Annotated in this window: 15 protein-coding genes; 10 read left to right on the forward strand and 5 right to left on the reverse strand. The window is 70.8% G+C overall.

Annotated features, from left to right (window positions below; genetic code table 11):
* The first annotated feature begins 68 nt into the window (after positions 1–68).
* Positions 69–479, forward strand: a complete 411-nt coding sequence (locus tag ACWEOO_RS38110) for a DUF7144 family membrane protein (RefSeq protein ID WP_452147182.1) — start codon at positions 69–71, stop codon at positions 477–479.
* A gap of 16 nt (positions 480–495) precedes the next feature.
* Here ACWEOO_RS38110 and ACWEOO_RS38115 read toward each other — a convergent pair whose 3' ends face one another.
* Both ACWEOO_RS38115 and ACWEOO_RS38120 read right to left on the reverse strand, forming a co-directional pair.
* Positions 496–1104 carry a hypothetical protein gene (locus ACWEOO_RS38115; RefSeq protein ID WP_452147183.1) on the reverse strand — a complete coding sequence of 203 codons (609 nt, stop codon included), beginning with the start codon at positions 1102–1104 and terminating at the stop codon, positions 496–498.
* Between the two features lie 10 nt (positions 1105–1114).
* On the reverse strand, positions 1115–2347 hold the full coding sequence (locus ACWEOO_RS38120; protein WP_452147184.1) for an AI-2E family transporter: 1233 nt from the start codon (positions 2345–2347) through the stop codon (positions 1115–1117).
* A 197-nt stretch (positions 2348–2544) separates the two neighbouring features.
* Between ACWEOO_RS38120 and ACWEOO_RS38125 the strand changes: the two genes are divergently transcribed.
* From ACWEOO_RS38125 to ACWEOO_RS38135, 3 genes are all read left to right on the forward strand, one after another.
* Entirely contained in the window at positions 2545–3060 is a 516-nt protein-coding gene (locus ACWEOO_RS38125; RefSeq protein ID WP_452147185.1) for a hypothetical protein, read from the forward strand.
* A gap of 105 nt (positions 3061–3165) precedes the next feature.
* Positions 3166–3573, forward strand: coding sequence for a DUF7144 family membrane protein (locus ACWEOO_RS38130; RefSeq protein WP_359925511.1), 408 nt, complete (start codon positions 3166–3168; stop codon positions 3571–3573).
* 49 nt (positions 3574–3622) lie between these two features.
* Complete coding sequence (locus ACWEOO_RS38135) at positions 3623–5197, forward strand: phospholipase D family protein (protein ID WP_452147186.1); 1575 nt, start codon at positions 3623–3625, stop codon at positions 5195–5197.
* 30 nt (positions 5198–5227) lie between these two features.
* Here ACWEOO_RS38135 and ACWEOO_RS38140 read toward each other — a convergent pair whose 3' ends face one another.
* Complete coding sequence (locus ACWEOO_RS38140) at positions 5228–7837, reverse strand: LuxR C-terminal-related transcriptional regulator (RefSeq protein ID WP_452147187.1); 2610 nt, start codon at positions 7835–7837, stop codon at positions 5228–5230.
* Between the two features lie 270 nt (positions 7838–8107).
* Here ACWEOO_RS38140 and ACWEOO_RS38145 point away from each other — a divergent pair, with 270 nt between their 5' ends.
* The 5 genes from ACWEOO_RS38145 (at position 8108) to ACWEOO_RS38165 (ending at position 11110) form a co-directional block, all read left to right on the forward strand.
* On the forward strand, positions 8108–8374 hold the full coding sequence (locus ACWEOO_RS38145; protein ID WP_452147188.1) for a hypothetical protein: 267 nt from the start codon (positions 8108–8110) through the stop codon (positions 8372–8374).
* On the forward strand, positions 8361–8627 hold the full coding sequence (locus ACWEOO_RS38150) for a hypothetical protein (protein WP_359925525.1): 267 nt from the start codon (positions 8361–8363) through the stop codon (positions 8625–8627). The genes ACWEOO_RS38145 and ACWEOO_RS38150 overlap by 14 nt, the downstream gene beginning before the upstream one ends.
* A gap of 79 nt (positions 8628–8706) precedes the next feature.
* Positions 8707–9153 (forward strand): DUF6325 family protein, encoded by a 447-nt coding sequence (locus ACWEOO_RS38155; RefSeq protein WP_452147189.1) that lies wholly within the window; start codon positions 8707–8709, stop codon positions 9151–9153.
* Between the two features lie 10 nt (positions 9154–9163).
* Positions 9164–9478 carry an SHOCT domain-containing protein gene (locus ACWEOO_RS38160; RefSeq protein WP_452147190.1) on the forward strand — a complete coding sequence of 105 codons (315 nt, stop codon included), beginning with the start codon at positions 9164–9166 and terminating at the stop codon, positions 9476–9478.
* A 42-nt stretch (positions 9479–9520) separates the two neighbouring features.
* Positions 9521–11110 carry an MFS transporter gene (locus tag ACWEOO_RS38165; protein WP_452147191.1) on the forward strand — a complete coding sequence of 530 codons (1590 nt, stop codon included), beginning with the start codon at positions 9521–9523 and terminating at the stop codon, positions 11108–11110.
* 7 nt (positions 11111–11117) lie between these two features.
* Here ACWEOO_RS38165 and ACWEOO_RS38170 read toward each other — a convergent pair whose 3' ends face one another.
* Complete coding sequence (locus tag ACWEOO_RS38170; RefSeq protein WP_452147192.1) at positions 11118–11654, reverse strand: potassium channel family protein; 537 nt, start codon at positions 11652–11654, stop codon at positions 11118–11120.
* Positions 11655–11793: 139 nt separating this feature from the next.
* Between ACWEOO_RS38170 and ACWEOO_RS38175 the strand changes: the two genes are divergently transcribed.
* Entirely contained in the window at positions 11794–13290 is a 1497-nt protein-coding gene (locus ACWEOO_RS38175; RefSeq protein WP_452147193.1) for a DUF2252 domain-containing protein, read from the forward strand.
* Here ACWEOO_RS38175 and ACWEOO_RS38180 read toward each other — a convergent pair.
* Positions 13241–15421 (reverse strand): alkaline phosphatase family protein, encoded by a 2181-nt coding sequence (locus tag ACWEOO_RS38180; protein ID WP_452147194.1) that lies wholly within the window; start codon positions 15419–15421, stop codon positions 13241–13243. The genes ACWEOO_RS38175 and ACWEOO_RS38180 overlap by 50 nt on opposite strands.
* Positions 15422–15571 lie beyond the last annotated feature (150 nt).

Here is a 15571-nt window from a genome sequence, read left to right on the forward strand (position 1 = left end):
CGATGCGGTGCCAGCGGGACGGCGGCCATCGTCGGGCGGTGAGGACGTGAGACGGAAAGAGGGACGCGATGACGTACGGCGACATGGACTCGCGACAGTCCGTTCCGAGCGCGGCGGTGGGCGGGCTCGCGTTCGCCGCTTCCGTGATGGTCGTGGTCGGTTCGTTCTCGGTGGTCGCCGGACTCGCCGCGATCCTCGATGACGACTACCTGGTCGTCAGCCGGCGGTACGCGTTCGACCTCGACACCGTCGCCTGGGGCTGGATCCACCTGGTCCTGGGGCTGGCGTTCGTCGCCGTCGGCGTCGGCTTGTTCGCCAACAAGTCCTGGGCAGGCATGGTCGCGATCGTCCTGGCCGGGCTGATCGCGATCGACTACTTCTTCTTCATTCCCTTCCAGCCGGTGTGGTCGCTGGTGGTCATCGCGCTCAGCGCATGGGTGATCTGGGCATTGACCCGGGCACGCCAGGAAGAATCCTGAACCGGCTCTCCGGCCGTCACGGCCGGTGCACCACCGTCCTGGACCGGTGCGGCCAGCGCGGCCGGGCGAGGAGCGCGCTCACCGAGAACTCGCGCAACTGGTAGTGCTGTGCGGGCGCTTCCGGGAGCACGGCGACCGCGCCGAAGGTGACGTCCTCGATGGTGAGCCGGCGACCCCGACCGAGCGTGTCGTGATAGCCGACCAGCCGGCCGTCCACGCGCAGGAAGGTCTTGCCGCTGGTGTGCCAGTCGAGCCGCAGCTCCGCGAAGCGCGTGCCGGGATTCGCCAGCTGGCCCAGGTCGTGCCGGACCTGGTGCAGCCGGACGCGGACGAGGGCGCGGTAGGTCGTCAGCGGTTCGAGTCCCAGGTCGAACGCGTCCCCGAGCTGGAGGATCCGCAGCGACGAGCTGACCGTCGGCGCGGGGTACTTGATCCGCAGCCGGCAGCTGAGCCCGACGACATCGCGGAGCGGGGTGTCGAGCAGGTAGTGCAAGCTCCGCGCGGGTCCGATCAGCACGGTGCCGTCGGCCGGATCCGCGGTGGGCGAGCCGGGTGCGAGACTGCCGGGCAGACCCTGACAGGTCGGCAGGATCTCGTCGAACTCGTACGACACCGAACGCGGCATGCTGATCTCCTCATCCGGGTTGTTCCGCGGCGACCTCGCCCGCGGGCAGTTCTGCCGACTCAGTTGTCGGCTCGGTTGCCGGCTCGGGTGCCGGCTCAGATCCCGGCCCGGGCGCCGGGCCTTCGTCCTGACGCTGACCGCCGGAGATCAAGCCGCTGAGCCACTGGGTGGACGGGTCGGCGTCCAGGAGCAGGGCCTTGACCAGCAGCGACAGCGGGATGGCGAGGACGGCGCCAACCGGGCCGAGGATCCAGGCCCAGAAGATCAGTGACAGGAAGGTCAGTGTCGTGGACAGGCCGACCGCGTCGCCGACGACCTTCGGCTGGATGATCGACTGGATGATGAAGTTGACGACGCTGTACCCCACGATCACCCACACGAGCGTCGCCCAGCCCTGCCCGAGCAGGCCCAGCAGCGCGGGCGGCAGCACTCCGATGAAGAAGCCGACGTTCGGGATGTAGTTGGTGATGAACGCGAGCAGGCCCCACAGCCAGGGCAGCGGGATGTCCAGCAGGTAAAGGATCCCGACGTCGAAGACGGCCACGATCAGACCGAAGACGGTGGCGACGACCAGGTAGCGCGTCGTGTCGCGGGCGAAGCCGCCCAAGGCGCCCATGACGTCCGGCCGGCTCTGGGCCGCCTCCCGCATCCGATCCGCGAACGGGGCCGCGTCGATGGCCATGAAGAACAGCACGACGATGACGAACCCCAGACCCGAGACGACCCCGAGCAGGCTGGACAGCCAGCCCTGCAGGACGTCGAAGAACTGCCGCAGGTCGATCTTCTGCAGGGCGGCCTGGACCTGGTCGGCGCCCACGCCGCGGTCCGCGAGCCAGCTGCGGACGTCGTCGACGATCTCGGTGAACTTGTCCTCGTAGGTCGGCAGCAGGCTCGCCAGCTTGGCGACCGAGAAGGCCAGCGCGGCGGCCACTCCGAGCAGGATCGCGTTCACGACCACGAGGCCGACCAGCGCGGACAGCCAGCGCTTGACCCCGTGCCGGACGAGCAGCCGGCGCAGCGGGCTCACGGCGATCGTCAGGACGAGCGCGAGGAAGGTGGGACCGATGATGTGCGAGAAACCCCGCAGGCCGACGGCCGTCAGTACGGCGCCCGCGGTCCCGGCCAGGACGACGACCCCGCGCGGAAGCGCCCAGCTGGGAGTGGTCGGCTGCGCGGCCGGCTCCACACCCGGATCAACCGCCGGAGTCCGGTCGGCGGCGGACTCGCTGGAGCCTGCGGTCATCGTCGCAACCCCCTCTCGCCGACTCCCCCGGGCTCCGAACATCGCCCAGATCGTCCTGACCAGCATCACCCTCACCGGATGAACCTCCCCGCGGAAGCGGACCTGTCATCCGGGCAGGGTGAGGAGTCCGCCGAGGTCCCTGCCGGAGACTTCCCTCGATTCCCGGCACGGTTCTGCGGCCCTGCGGAGGAGGCGGGATGGGCGACGAGTCGATGGTCGACGCCGCCGGTGCGAGCCGGCAGGAACCGCCCGACGCTGCCGGGGCGGTCTACGGATCGTTGCTCGCGGCGTCGGTCGTGGCCGGGACAGGTCCTGGCCAGCAGCCGCCGCATCCGGGACAGCTGATCGTCCTCCTACTCGCCACCGGCGTGGTGTTCTGGCTGGCCCATGTCTATGCGCAACTGGCCGCGGAGCACTCGACCCAGGCCATCCCCCCACTGCGCAGGATCCGCGCGGCCGCGCGGCGGGAGTGGCCGCTCGTGCAGGCCGCCGTACCGCCCGCGGCGGCGGCGGGCATCGGGGCCATCGTCGGTCTGACGGACTCCGAAGCCGCCTGGCTGGCGCTCGCGGTCGCGGTGGGATCCCAGCTGGGATGGGCGCTGTACGTCGCCGCCAGAGGAGGCGCCACCTGGGCCCGTCTGATCGCGGCGGGGGTGGTCAACCTCCTGCTCGGCCTGGTGATCGTCCTGCTGAAGGCCGCCCTGTCGCACTGAGCGCGCACGTCGTCCGCCACGGGTGACGCGCGGCGGTCGGGGCGGACCTACTGTCGACGCGTTCCCGATGTCCGTCGGGGGTCGAGCAGGAGGATGTGAACGCAGATGACCGAGAACCGCACCATCGCGTCACCGCCGGAGTCGGGCTGGGCGAAGGGCGCCGTCGTCTTCGCCGCCGTGGTCATCGTGGTGATCGGCGCGTTCCACGTGATCACCGGCCTGTCCGCGATCTTGAACGACGAGTACTTCGTCCAGGTCCGGGGCTACGCCTTCGACCTGGACCTGACGGCCTGGGGATGGATCTACCTGATCTTCGGGCTGGCCATGGTCGCCACCGCCGTCGGTCTGTTCCGCCGGGCCGGCTGGGCGGAGTGGGTCGCGCTCTTCCTGGTCATGCTGAGTGCGCTGAACAACTTCTTCTTCATTCCGTACCAGCCGTTCTGGGCGCTGCTGCTGATCGGTCTGGACGTGTGGGTGATCTGGGCGCTGACGCGCTCCCGCGCGGACGCGTAGGTGACCGGCCGGACTGCCTCGTCGGCATCCGGCGCAGCGAGGATGAACGATGACCGACCAGACCGCCGGGACGTGGTTCCTCCGTCCGGACGAGCGCGGCAACCCCGGTACGGACATCGACCGGATGGGCGACGTGGACGGGTCCTGGGTCGAGGGCAACCTGGTCCGGCCGCTGATCCACGGCGCGACCTACTTCCGCAGGCTGTATGAGGAACTGTGCGCGCTGCGGGCCGGTGACCGGGTGTACTTCACCGACTGGCGGGGCGACGCGGACGAGAAGCTGCTGCCCGACGGCCCGACCATCGGCGCCGTGCTGACCGACCTGGCCGGGTCGGGTGTCGAGGTCCGAGGGCTGTTGTGGCGGTCGCACTCGGATCATCTGCGGTTCAGCGCCCGGGAGAACCGGAAGCTGGGGACCAGACTCAACCAGGTCGGCGCCGAGGTCCTCCTCGACCAGCGGGTCCGCTGGCTGGGGTCGCACCACCAGAAGCTGTTCGTCGTCCGGCACGCCGGCCACCCGGAACGCGATCTCGCGTTCGTCGGCGGGATCGACCTGTGTCATCAGCGCCGTGACGACCACGACCACCTGGGCGATCCGCAGCCCGCGCCGATGAACCACAGGTACGGCGATCGCACGCCCTGGCACGACGCGGCGCTGGAGATCCGCGGTCCGGTCGTCGGCGATCTGCTGCGCACCTTCTGCGAGCGCTGGGACGACGGCCATCCGCTCGACCGGCGGACGCCGTACCGGATGATCGTGCAGCGGCTCGCCCGGATGCCGCGGCATCCGAAGCCGCTGCCGGAGTCGTTCCCGGATCCCCCGCCGGCCGGCCCGCACGCCGTCCAGGTGCTGCGGACGTACGGTCACAAGCGTCCCGGCTATCCGTTCGCGCCCGAGGGCGAACGCAGCGTCGCTCGCGCGTACGAGAAGGCGTTCGGCCTTGCTCGCAACCTGATCTACGTGGAGGACCAGTACCTGTGGTCCGAGCTCGTCGCGCAGGGAATCCACGACGCCCTGGAGCGGTCACCGGCGCTCCGCGTGATCGTCGTCGTGCCGAGATACCCCGATGCCGACGGCGCCCTCAGCGGACCGCCGTCCCGGTTCGGCCAGTTGCGTGCCGTGCGCCTGCTGCAGCGGGCCGCGCCCGGACGGGTCGGGGTCTTCGACCTGGAGAACGAGGAGGGCACTCCGATCTACGTCCACGCGAAGATTTGCATCGTCGACGACACGTGGTTCACCTGCGGGTCGGACAACTTCAACCGCCGCTCCTGGACCTGCGACAGCGAACTCACCTGCGCCGTCGTCGACACGACCGGCACCGACGCGCGGCGGCTGGCGCGTGACCTGCGGCTGGAGGTGTGGTCGGAGCACCTCGGCCGGACGCGCGAGAGCCTCGCCGCTCTCGACCCGCCGACCGCCCTGGACCTGTGGACGAGCACCGCCGCGGCGCTGGACGCCTGGTACGCCGGGGGCTGTCAGGGCGCGCGGCCCGCCGGACAGGTCCGCGCGCACCGGACCGAGCCGCTGAGCAGGTTCCAAGCGCTCTGGGCGGAGCCGCTGTACCGCCTGATCTACGACCCGGACGGCCGCCCACACCGGCTGCGCAGGTCGGCCGAGTTCTGACCTGACGGGCCAGACAGGGCCAGACAGTGCCTAGGCATCCGGCCGGGTAGGCAGCAGCCCCATCTCCCATGCTCGTCGGACGGCTTCATTGCGGCGCGACGCGCCCAGCTTGCGGAGGATGCTCCGGACGTGGCTCCGAACCGTGTTCACGGACACGAACATGGTGTCGGCGATCTCCTCCGTGGTCAGCAGCTCGGCGAGGTGCTCGAGGACTTCCTGTTCCTTGCTCGTGAGTGCCGTGGTGATGACCAGGTCGTTCCGGGACGTCCCGCGGCGATCGACGACTCGGTCTCGCTCGCGACGCGACGGTGCACGCAGCCACGCGTGGTGCCGCATCGCGTCACCGGTCGGCTGCAGCAGCTTCCGCAGGACCGGCGGCGCCTCCACGAAGGGCCGGCGCAACAGCTCCGGAGCGGCCAGCCTGAGGGCGCGTTCCAGGCAGAGCCCGCCGCGTGCCGTGTTCCCGGCACGGATCGACTCGGCCGCCTGGCCCAGCCAGCCGTCCACCTGGGTCTGGAGGGGTGCGGCACGATCGACGGCCACCGGCGGCTGGGGCGGTGTGCGCTCGCCGGCGTCGACCGCCGCGCGCTGCAGCACCAGGAGGGATCCGGCCTGCTCGCGACCCGGGGACCGCTCGATCATCCCGACGGCCTCCCCCAGCTGGTGTTGCGTCACCAGGAGCTTCGCCGCGTCGATGATCAGGGCCTGGTCCAGCCAGCCGCCGTGCAGACCGAAGTCGGCGCTGGCGGCCCGCAGCTCCGCGGTGGCCAGCTCGACGTCGCCGCTGGCTCGCAGCAGCCTGGCCCGCACCAGCGCGAACGCCGCGGTGACGACCCGGGCGTCGTGGGTCGGGTCGGCGGCCTCCTCGGCCCGCTGTACCAGCTCTTCGGCCTCGGCCAGATCGCCCTGGTCAGTGTGCATCCAGGCCTCCGCCACGAGGGTGGCCTGCGGCAGGTCGGGCGAGGTCCCGGCCTCGGCGAGCGCGGTCGCCTGCGCGACGATCTCGCCGGTCCGTCGCAGGCGTCCCCGGATCGCCTCAGCCAGGGCGGCCATACCGAGGAACTCGGTCAGGGCTTCGAGCGCGCCGGTGTGCTCGGCGAGCGCGATGCCGTCGTCGAAGGCCTCGACAGCCGCCGGGAAGTCGCCGCGCTGGAGCAGGATCCGGCCCTTGCATCCGAGGATCAACAGCCTCGCCTCCGAGTGGAAGACCGCCGGCCTCGACGCCGCCTGGAGCCTGCCTTCAGCGGCCAGGACGACGCCCAGGTCGGCATCGGTAGCAGCTCCGAGGCTCGCACACACCGCCTGCAGCAGGCTGATGACCAGCTCGGTCGCCTGGCTGCGGATGGACCCATCACCGTCCAGGGAGTTCCGCGCCCGGTCCAGCTCCCGCACGCAACGGCCGACATCGAACTCGGCGAGGCCCAGGATGGCCCTGACGACCGCCGCCTCGGGCCCCTCCAGATCATCGGGAAAGCCCGCGAGCAATGCTGTCGCGTGCCGGCGGCGACGCCCGATCAGGAGCGCGGCAGAGTCGGGATCCGCCACCAGGTAGTGGGCCGCCTGGGCCCAATCGCCGGCCGTGACGGCATGGTGGATCGCGTCCAGCGGCTGACCGTGCTGGGCGAACCAGGCCGCCGCGGCGCGGTGCAGCGCGGGGACAGCCGCCGGCTGCTCGTACAGCATCTCGGCGCGCAGGAACTCGCGGAACAGCGCCTGGTAGCTGTACCCGTCGGCAGTCCGCGGCACGGGCTGGATGAACGAGTTGCCGCGCGCGAGGAACTGCAGCGAGCGAAGGTCGCAACGGGACCCCGTCAGCGCCTCGGCCAGCCCGGGCCGGATCACGTCGACGAGGCTGGTCCGGAGCAGGAACTGCCGCAGCTCGGCCGGTTGCGAGTCGAGCACCTCGGACATCAGGTAGGCCGCGACGTTGCCGGTGTCGCCGCGGAACTCGCTGATCACCCGCTCGGGGTCGGACTTTCCGGCCAGGTTCATGGCCGCGAACATGAGGCCGACGGGCCAGCCGTCGGTCCGGGTGTGCAGGTCGGCGACCTGCTCCTCGGTCAGGTCCAGGCTGAACTCGCGCATCAGCGCCCTGGTCTCGTCGAGCGTGAACGCCAGGTCGGTCGCCTGGATCTCGGCGATCGCGTCGGCCAACCGGTACTGGTACAGCGGGATGGGCGGGTCGTACCGGGTCAGCAGAACCACCCGGAAGCGTCCGGCGTAGCCGCGAACGAGGCGGTCGAGGCTCTTGCCGTACTCCGGGGTGATCATCAGGTCCCCGCAGTCCACGACGAGCACCAGCACCTGCCGGTCGTCGCGACGCAACAACTGGTGGACGGAGTTCAGAACGTCGGCAGGTTCACCGTCGGCGGGCAGCGTGACCCGCCGGATCAGGGCCGGGCCCCGATAGAGCTCCGCCCACGACTCGACCAGGATCGTCTTGCCGAAACCGGCCGGTGCGCTGATCAGGGTCAGCGGGCGCTGGACGGCGAGGTCCAGCCGGTCGACGAGTCGCTGCCGCGGCACCATCCCGGGCATGATCGCCGGGGCTTCGATCGCGGATCCGAGACGACCCGCGAACGGCGCGCCGGGCGACGCACGGCGACTGCCGCCCGTCCTCGCAAACTGCTCACTAGGCATGATCCCTCCCGGTGACGTGCTGGCGCGCCGAACGGTGGGAGGGACTGCCTGAGGGGTCTTACGTTCTCGACGAAACCACCAATACGCCCATAAAACCAGCGTTTTGCGTCCGATCGCCGCATCTTCGTAACACCGGCCGGTCACCGGTGTGGCGGCACGCGCCCGCCCGGGAGCTCGCGTCGCCCCGGGCAGTTCACCCCACAGGGGTGACGCCGCGGCATCGGACCTTTGCGAGCGTCGAACGCACAGGTGGCGAACGGAGTGGTTTCGATGGGCGAGGCGACGTACGAGGTCCGTGTGGCCGACGCAGTCCCCGAACAGGATCTCCGAGACATGCGCGCGGTGACGGTCGCGATCGACCAGGTGAACACCATCGTCTACAGCATCCCGAGCCAGGCGGCGCTCTACGGCCTGCTCGCGAGGCTCCGGTCCCTGGGCATCGAGGTCATCGAGGTACGGCGCGTGCTCGACCCGGCGCCACCGTCGACGGAGTGGACGGATCTCGACCAACGGAGCGAAGACGATGACACCACGTGAGCACCACGGCCCGTCGTACCAGGTGGTCCTCCAGGGCAACCTGAGGCCCGCCACGCTGGCATTCTGCGCCGGCCCGCAGGCCGGCCACCGGACAGCCGGCGCGTTCCGGCTGCGGGTGCGCGACGACCAGGGCATCGCCGACCTGGTCGCCCGGCTGGAGGGCGCGGGCCTGGTGATCCTGAGCATCCGCCAGTTGACCCCGGCGGAGGTCGCCGCCGCACCCCGCGCACCGGAGTTCATCCCGCGGGGGTGATGCCGCCACCACCGGCCCACGGCACTGTGGGCCGTACAGGACGCCGGGGGCCTGCGCCCCTCGGGAGGGATGGAGAGTCATGTCGGATGCAGACGTTCACGGACCCATCGACTACGTGCTCCTCGAGTTCACCGGCAACAAGCTGACCGGACGGGCGGCCGAAGAACTGGTGAACCTGGTCGATCGCGGCATCATCCACGTGTACGACGTGATGCTGGTCGGCAAGGACGCCGACGGTTCCCCCTACCTGGTCGACCTGGCCGAGTCCACGGGACCGGCCGGCGGGTTCGCGGACCTCAGCGGCGCCCGGTCGGGAATCCTGGCCGACGACGACCTGGCCGCGGCGGCGGCCGCGATGGACCCGGGCACCTTGGCCGCGCTGATCGTCTACGAGAACACCTGGGCGATCCCGTTCGTCGCGGCGGCGCTGGAGTCGGGCGGCACCTTGATCGCCGGGGGACGCATCCCGGCCCAGGACGTGATGGAAGTGCTGGACGCCCTGGAAACCCTGGAACCGTCGAGTTGAGGAGCCTGACATGCCGGGACTGTTGCGAGGAATAGTCAGGACCGCCGCCGTGGCGGGCACCGCGACAGCGGTGCACGGCCGGGTGCAGCGCCGTCAGGACGAGAAGTTCGCCCAGCGCGACGCCGATACGGCGGCCACCCGCAACCAGGCGTACGAGGAGCAGATGGCGCCACCGCCCGCACCAGCGCCCGCACCGGCCGCACCGGCCGCATCGGCGACGGAGGACCGGCTGGCGCAGCTCAAGAGCCTGGGCGAACTGAAGCAGTCGGGTGTGCTGACCGACGCCGAGTTCGAGGCGCAGAAGGCGAAGATTCTCGCCGGCTGAAGCCCGCCGCTGGTCGGCGGCCGATCGACAGGAGCGGCACGCATGACCGACGAACCCGGCGCTGCCCCGGCAGGGACGAAGGCGAGCCCACGACTCAGCATCCTGCTCGCGATGGCGATGTTCGTGCTGGTCGTGGACACCTCGCTGATGAACGTCTCGATCTCCTCGGTGGTCCGGGACCTCGACACGACGGTGAGCGGCGTCCAGTCGGCGATCGCCCTGGAGGCGCTGGTCTCCGCGGCGTTCATCCTGATCGGCAGCAAGGTCGGCGACCTGATCGGCCGCAAGCGCGCGTACCTGCTCGGACTGTGCGGCTACGCCATCGGCGCCGCGGCGATGGCACTGGCGCAGAGCCTGACCGCGATCATCATCTTCTGGGCTCTGATCGGCGGCATCGGGGCGTCGCTGCTGCTGCCCGCCATGCAGTCACTGATCCACGGCAACTTCGAAGGAGCGGCGCAGACCAGGGCGTATGCCTTGGTGGGCGCCGCCGCTGCGCTGGCCGCCGCGGTCGGACCGCTGCTCGGCGGATTCATCACCACGTACCTGTCCTGGCGGGTGGCGTTCCTGCTCGAGGTCGCGGTGATCGCGGTCGTGCTGGCCGGCCAGGGCCTCATCCACGACGCGCCGTACACCGGCTCCCGGCGGGTCGACGTCGTCGGCGCCGTGCTGTCGGTCGTGGGGATGGGCGGCATCGTCCTGAGCATCCTGGTCTGGCAGGAGGGCGGCGAGTACGTCGGCCTGATCATGGCCGTCGGCGTTCTCGGACTCCTGTCGTTCGGCTACTGGCTGGTGCGCCGCAAGCGCCGCGGCGAGCCGACGCTCATCGATCCGGCCCTGTTCAGCTCGGCCCCCTTCAAGCTGGGGATCTCCCAGCAGATGCTCCAGCAGATCGCCTTGGGCGGCACCATGATCGTGCTGCCGATCTATCTGCAGATGGTGCTCGAGTACAACGCGATGGCCGCCGGCCTCTCGCTGGCTCCGCTGTCCCTGAGCATGTTCGGGATGGCGATCCTCGCGGAGAAGAAGGCGGGCGGGCGACGCCCGACGGGCATCATCAGGTGGGGATTCACGCTGCTGACCGCGGGCCTGGTGATCCTCCTCCCGATCGTGCCCCGGGCCGAGTCCGGCTGGGCGCTCGCCGGACCGCTGGTGGTCGTCGGAGTGGGTCTGGGACTGCTCGTGTCCCAGCTCAACAACTACACGCTGGCTCCGATCTCTCAGGAACGGGTCAGCGAGGCGGCCGGTGTCAACTCGGCGGCCGGCTCGTTCGGCCTGTCCTTCGGGCTGGCGTTCGCCGGGGCCATCATGCTCGCCACCTTGTCGTTCGCGTTCACGAATCTCGCGGAATCCAGCACCGTGCTGCAGCCGGCGCAGCAGCAACAGGTCGCCGACACGCTCGAACACGACGCCGAGGTGATGAGCAACACCGACCTCGACGAGATGCTCGCCGGTCAGCCGCCTGAGGTTCGTGCGGAGATCGTCGACATCAACACCACCGCACGGCCGCTCGCCCTGCAGGTGGCGCTGGGCATTCCGATCCTCGCCGGGGCCGCCGGGCTGGTGAACTCCTTCCGGATGGCGCGCCTGCAGCCTTCGCCGCCGGCCCAGGATGCCGGCGCGCAGGCCTAGGACCTGATCATTTCCGGCGATCGAGGTTCTGGTTGACCGCGCCGATCAGGACGCGCGCGACCAGACCGACCAGGATCAGGTCCCCCAGCATCTGGACCATGGTGGCCACCCGGGCCGGGCCCGAGACGGGCACGATGTCCCCGAAGCCGACGGTCGCGAAGATCGTCACCGTGTAGTACGCGGCATCGAGCCGGCTGAGCCGCTCGGAGAAGCTCGCGGGCTCGATGCGCGCCATCAGGAAGTAGGTGACAGCGAACACCGCGAGGAACAACGGCACCGACGTCGCCAGCGCCCCGATCGCCCGGATCCGGGGGTGGGGCGAACGGGCGATATCGCGAACTTGCCAGCCCAGCACCAGACCCACGACGGCGAGTCCGGCCACCAGACCGGCCACGGGAACACCGCCGTCGAGGCGCAGGGGCAGCAGGAAGTAGCCGACGACGATCGCCACGGACACCAGGCCGGAACGCAGCAGCGACGCCGCGGCCAGCCGGCGGCGGGCCTTGTGCGGCAGTTGCCTGTAGTCGGTCGCCGCGTCCTTCACGCATCAAGTCAAGCCCGTGCGCGTGGCGATTGGTTCATCCGGCGTGGGTGATGCTGCCCGGGCGATCTCCGGTGTTCGGTGGAGGTCGCGGATCCAGCGCCGTGGCACGCGACCCGGCACGACGGAGGGGTGGTGCAACATGAGTGCATCGATGCCGATGGTGCCGGCCCGGGCCGTCATCCGCTCGACCGATTCACCCCGTACCGCCCGCGGATCGGCGCCCGTCGTCCGGCGGCTCACACCGTCCGACCACGCCCGCCTGGGACTCGCCGCACGGACCGCGCTGCCGCCGCGCGAGCAGGCGCAACTGGTGCTGCCCTCGCAGCGCCGGGATCCGGTCGCGCTGCTCGAGGAGCAGGCCAGGTCCCGGGTTCCGGAGCTGGTGCCGGTCCGGCACGGCCGGATGACGGTGTCGCCCTTCGCCTTCTTCTGCGGCAACGCCGCCGGCATGGCGACCGATCTCGCCGTGGCCCCCGTGTCCGGCCTCGGGGTGCAGCTGTGCGGTGACGCGCACCTGGCGAACTTCGGCGTCTTCGGAACGACCGGCCGCCGTCGGCTGCTGTTCGACGTCAACGACTTCGACGAGACCATGGCCGGTCCCTGGGAGTGGGACGTCAAGCGCCTCGCCGTGAGTCTCGCGGTCGCGGGCCGGTGCAACGGGTTCGGGCGCAAGGAGCGCCGCAAAAGCGTGCTGGAGGCAGTCCACCGCTACCGCCTTGCCATCGCCGAATTCGGGACCATGCACGCTCTCGACGTCTGGTACGCCCGCGCGGACGTCGACGACGTCTCCACGATGCTGCGCGCCAAGATGGGCTCGAGCAGGCGCAAGAACAGCGGCCAGGCGCTGCCGAAGGCCCGCGGCAGTGAGAGCCTGAAGTCCTTCGCCAAGCTCACCGAGATGACCGACGACGGGGTCCGGATCAAGGCCGATCCGCCGATGCTCGTGCCGATCGCCGACTACCTGCCCGACGCCGGCCGCGAGGAGCTCGAGGCCGGGATCAAGGACCTGCTGAACCTGTACCGCCGGTCGCTGCCGACCGAGCGGCGGGTGCTCTTCGACCAGTTCGAGGTCGTCGATCTGGCGCGCACCGTGGTCGGCGTGAGCAGCGTCGGTACGCGGTCCTGGATCGTGCTGCTCCGCGGCCGGGACGACGGCGATCCGCTCCTCCTCCAGGTCAAGGAGGCCGGGCCCTCCGCGCTCAAGGCGAAGGTCCCCACCGCGCTCAGGCAGCGGCCCGCGCCCCGCAACGACGGAGAACGAGTGGTGGCCGGGCAACGCCTGATGCAGGCGACCGGCGACGTCTTCCTCGGCTGGCGGCGCACCGAGGGTATCGACGGACAGGCCCGCGACTTCTACGTCCGGCAGCTGCGCGACATGAAGGGCGCGGCGGTGGTGCACAAGATGGATCCGGCCGGCATGACGCTGTACGGCCAGCTGTGCGCCTGGACGCTGGCCCGGGCGCACGCCCGGTCCGGGGACCGGATCGCGTTGGCCACCTACCTCGGCGGCGACGACGCGTTCCCCGAAGCGATGGCCGAGTACGCCGAGGCGTACGCCGACCAGAACGAACGCGACTACCAGGTGTTCATGAACGCGGTCCAGAGCGGTCGGCTCGAGGCCGAGACGGGACTGTAGAGCTGACGTCGGGCGCGATGTCGGGCGCGACGTCGGTTCGATGGCCGCAGTACCGCAGGATGTCCTTCAGGGCGACGTGCAAGGCATCGGCTCCGACCACCCGCTCGGTGGGGAACGGCAGGTCCGCCGGAACTGCGACGAGGGCGCGGTCCTGCCAGCCGCCGAGCCCGCCGTGGCACCCGACAAGGCCCTCGAACGCGGCGACCTCTTCGGTGCCGGATTCGACCAGGCTGTTGACGTAGATGTCAGGCGCCTCGGGTCGCAGGGCCGCCCGGCGGACGAAGTCGGGTGCGTTGGGTCCGAAGGGAGCCAGCGGATCGACGCCGTCCACCCGGCCGTCGTCGAGCCGGTGACTGCCCGCGGCCCCTAGCGCGATCGGACCGTCGACGTCGTCCAGGACGACGACGAAGCCGACGCCCGGATGCGCGGCCAGTCCCGCCAGCAGCGCCGGATACCGGCGATCGAGCTGATCCCTGGTCAGCCGCTCCTTGCTGCCGCGCACGTAGACGAGTCCGAGGTTGCCCGACCCGAACACGTGGAACTCCTCGTCGCCCTCGGCCTTGCCCGATCGTTGCCGGTCGCCGGCCTCGACGGCGTCGGCCTCGTCCTGCCCGCGGCGCTGGATGGCCGCGGCGGCGTTGCGCATGGTGCGCCCGCCGACCCCCTTCCCGGTCGCCAGCTCGTCCACCAGGATCCGGGTCCGGCCCCATCCCTCGACCGGCGCGGACGACACCGCGACGTCCGCCGCGGCCAGGCGGGACACGACGACCGCCAGTTCCTCGCCGTACCTGTCCGCGAAGGGCGTTCCCTGCGCCTGGCCGTGGTCGGACAGGATCACGAAGCGGTATGTCCGCGGTGCCACGGACGCGATCAGCTCGAGCTGGTGCAGGACGCGATCGATCGACTCCAGTGCCTCGAGGCTCTCCGGGCGCAGGATCCCAGCGTGGTGCGCGACCTCGTCGTAGTCCACGTAGTCGACGTAGATCGACCGCGTGCCGCGGAGCATGTGCTGGGCGACGAGTGCGGTGTTGACATCGCGCAGCACCCCGTTGGTGACCGCTCGCAGGGCCGCCGTCGACCAGGAGCGGTGGCAGCGCGGCTGGACCTCCCGCCGGACTCCGCGCCGGGCCTGGAACCGGTCGCGCAGGAGCTCCGAGACCGACCGTGACATGCCACGGGTCAGACCGCTCGGGCTGGCGACGAACTGGGCGGCGGCGCGCCTGGTGATCTCGCCCCGGCCGGCACGCCGGCTCATGGTCAGTGCCGCCTGCGGCGCGTCCCCGGTGAACAGGTTGCCGATACTCACGCCGCCGTCGACGAGCAGTCCGTGCCCGGTGGTCAGGGCGGCCTCGATCACGGCGGCATCGGCCGGGCGGTTCGCCACCAGGATCCGGTCGCCGGCGCGGTCGTACCAACGGAAGGCGGGGATGCCGTCGATGACACCGTGCAGGATGCCCATCTGACTCGCGGGCGTGGTGGCCGGCAGCTTCGGCGTCCACTCGTACAGCCGATGGCTGCCCGAGCGAAGCCAGCGCGACAGCGTCGGCACCAAACCTGCCGTCACCGCCATCTGCAGGACCGGGAACGGCACACCGTCCACCTGGACGAAGACAACGCCCTGCACCTCGGCGTCGTCCAGCTCGGCCGGGCGGCGACGGCCGGAGGCCACCAGCCTCTGGACCAGGCGGTCGTCGGTACCGGCGGTGCTGAGCCAGCCGACGACCGTACCGACGATGCCGAGGATCCAGGCGGCGAGCAACGCGGACCAGAAGTCGTCGATCCGCACTCCCGGCAGCAGCCACGCGGTGGCGAGAACGATCAACGCCTGCCCGGCGAGTGCCAGCAGCAGGACGCCTGCCCAGCCGAGCCGCACGGCCCCCGCAATGAGCAGCGGCTGCAGCGCGAGCCCCGCGATCCCGAGGACGACGGCGAAACTGAGCGGACCGAGCGGGAGGTCCACATGGAACCCGGGCACGATCGCATCGCACAGCAGGACCGCCAGCGCCGTGGCCACCAGCCACAGGACCGCCGACGCCAGCCAGGAGTACCACCGCCGGTGCCGCGCGCCGTGGGCGAGACGTCCGGCGAGCTCGGATCGCCGGACCGCAGGGGCCGGTGTTGTCTCGGACATGCACCCCATCGCACCGGCTGCGCAGGGTTGTGTCGTCATCCCTGCCGCCGGACCTCCACGACCGCGGCGATCTCGATCGGGTTGCCGTCGGCATCGTTGACCTTGGCAACAGCCGTCTCGTGGTTGCGGATCCGGGTGGAGACCGCACGC

It is taken from the genome of Kribbella sp. NPDC004138 (assembly GCF_053603655.1).

Bases quoted from the DNA above. Each gene is read 5' to 3' on its own strand.
- ACWEOO_RS38110 (WP_452147182.1), top strand. From the start codon at position 69: ATGACGTACGGCGACATGGACTCGCGACAGTCCGTTCCGAGCGCGGCG.
- ACWEOO_RS38115 (WP_452147183.1), bottom strand. From the start codon at position 1,104: ATGCCGCGTTCGGTGTCGTACGAGTTCGACGAGATCCTGCCGACCTGT.
- ACWEOO_RS38120 (WP_452147184.1), bottom strand. From the start codon at position 2,347: ATGACCGCAGGCTCCAGCGAGTCCGCCGCCGACCGGACTCCGGCGGTT.
- ACWEOO_RS38125 (WP_452147185.1), top strand. From the start codon at position 2,545: ATGGGCGACGAGTCGATGGTCGACGCCGCCGGTGCGAGCCGGCAGGAA.
- ACWEOO_RS38130 (WP_359925511.1), top strand. From the start codon at position 3,166: ATGACCGAGAACCGCACCATCGCGTCACCGCCGGAGTCGGGCTGGGCG.
- ACWEOO_RS38135 (WP_452147186.1), top strand. From the start codon at position 3,623: ATGACCGACCAGACCGCCGGGACGTGGTTCCTCCGTCCGGACGAGCGC.
- ACWEOO_RS38140 (WP_452147187.1), bottom strand. From the start codon at position 7,837: ATGCCTAGTGAGCAGTTTGCGAGGACGGGCGGCAGTCGCCGTGCGTCG.
- ACWEOO_RS38145 (WP_452147188.1), top strand. From the start codon at position 8,108: ATGGGCGAGGCGACGTACGAGGTCCGTGTGGCCGACGCAGTCCCCGAA.
- ACWEOO_RS38150 (WP_359925525.1), top strand. From the start codon at position 8,361: ATGACACCACGTGAGCACCACGGCCCGTCGTACCAGGTGGTCCTCCAG.
- ACWEOO_RS38155 (WP_452147189.1), top strand. From the start codon at position 8,707: ATGTCGGATGCAGACGTTCACGGACCCATCGACTACGTGCTCCTCGAG.
- ACWEOO_RS38160 (WP_452147190.1), top strand. From the start codon at position 9,164: ATGCCGGGACTGTTGCGAGGAATAGTCAGGACCGCCGCCGTGGCGGGC.
- ACWEOO_RS38165 (WP_452147191.1), top strand. From the start codon at position 9,521: ATGACCGACGAACCCGGCGCTGCCCCGGCAGGGACGAAGGCGAGCCCA.
- ACWEOO_RS38175 (WP_452147193.1), top strand. From the start codon at position 11,794: ATGAGTGCATCGATGCCGATGGTGCCGGCCCGGGCCGTCATCCGCTCG.
- ACWEOO_RS38180 (WP_452147194.1), bottom strand. From the start codon at position 15,421: ATGTCCGAGACAACACCGGCCCCTGCGGTCCGGCGATCCGAGCTCGCC.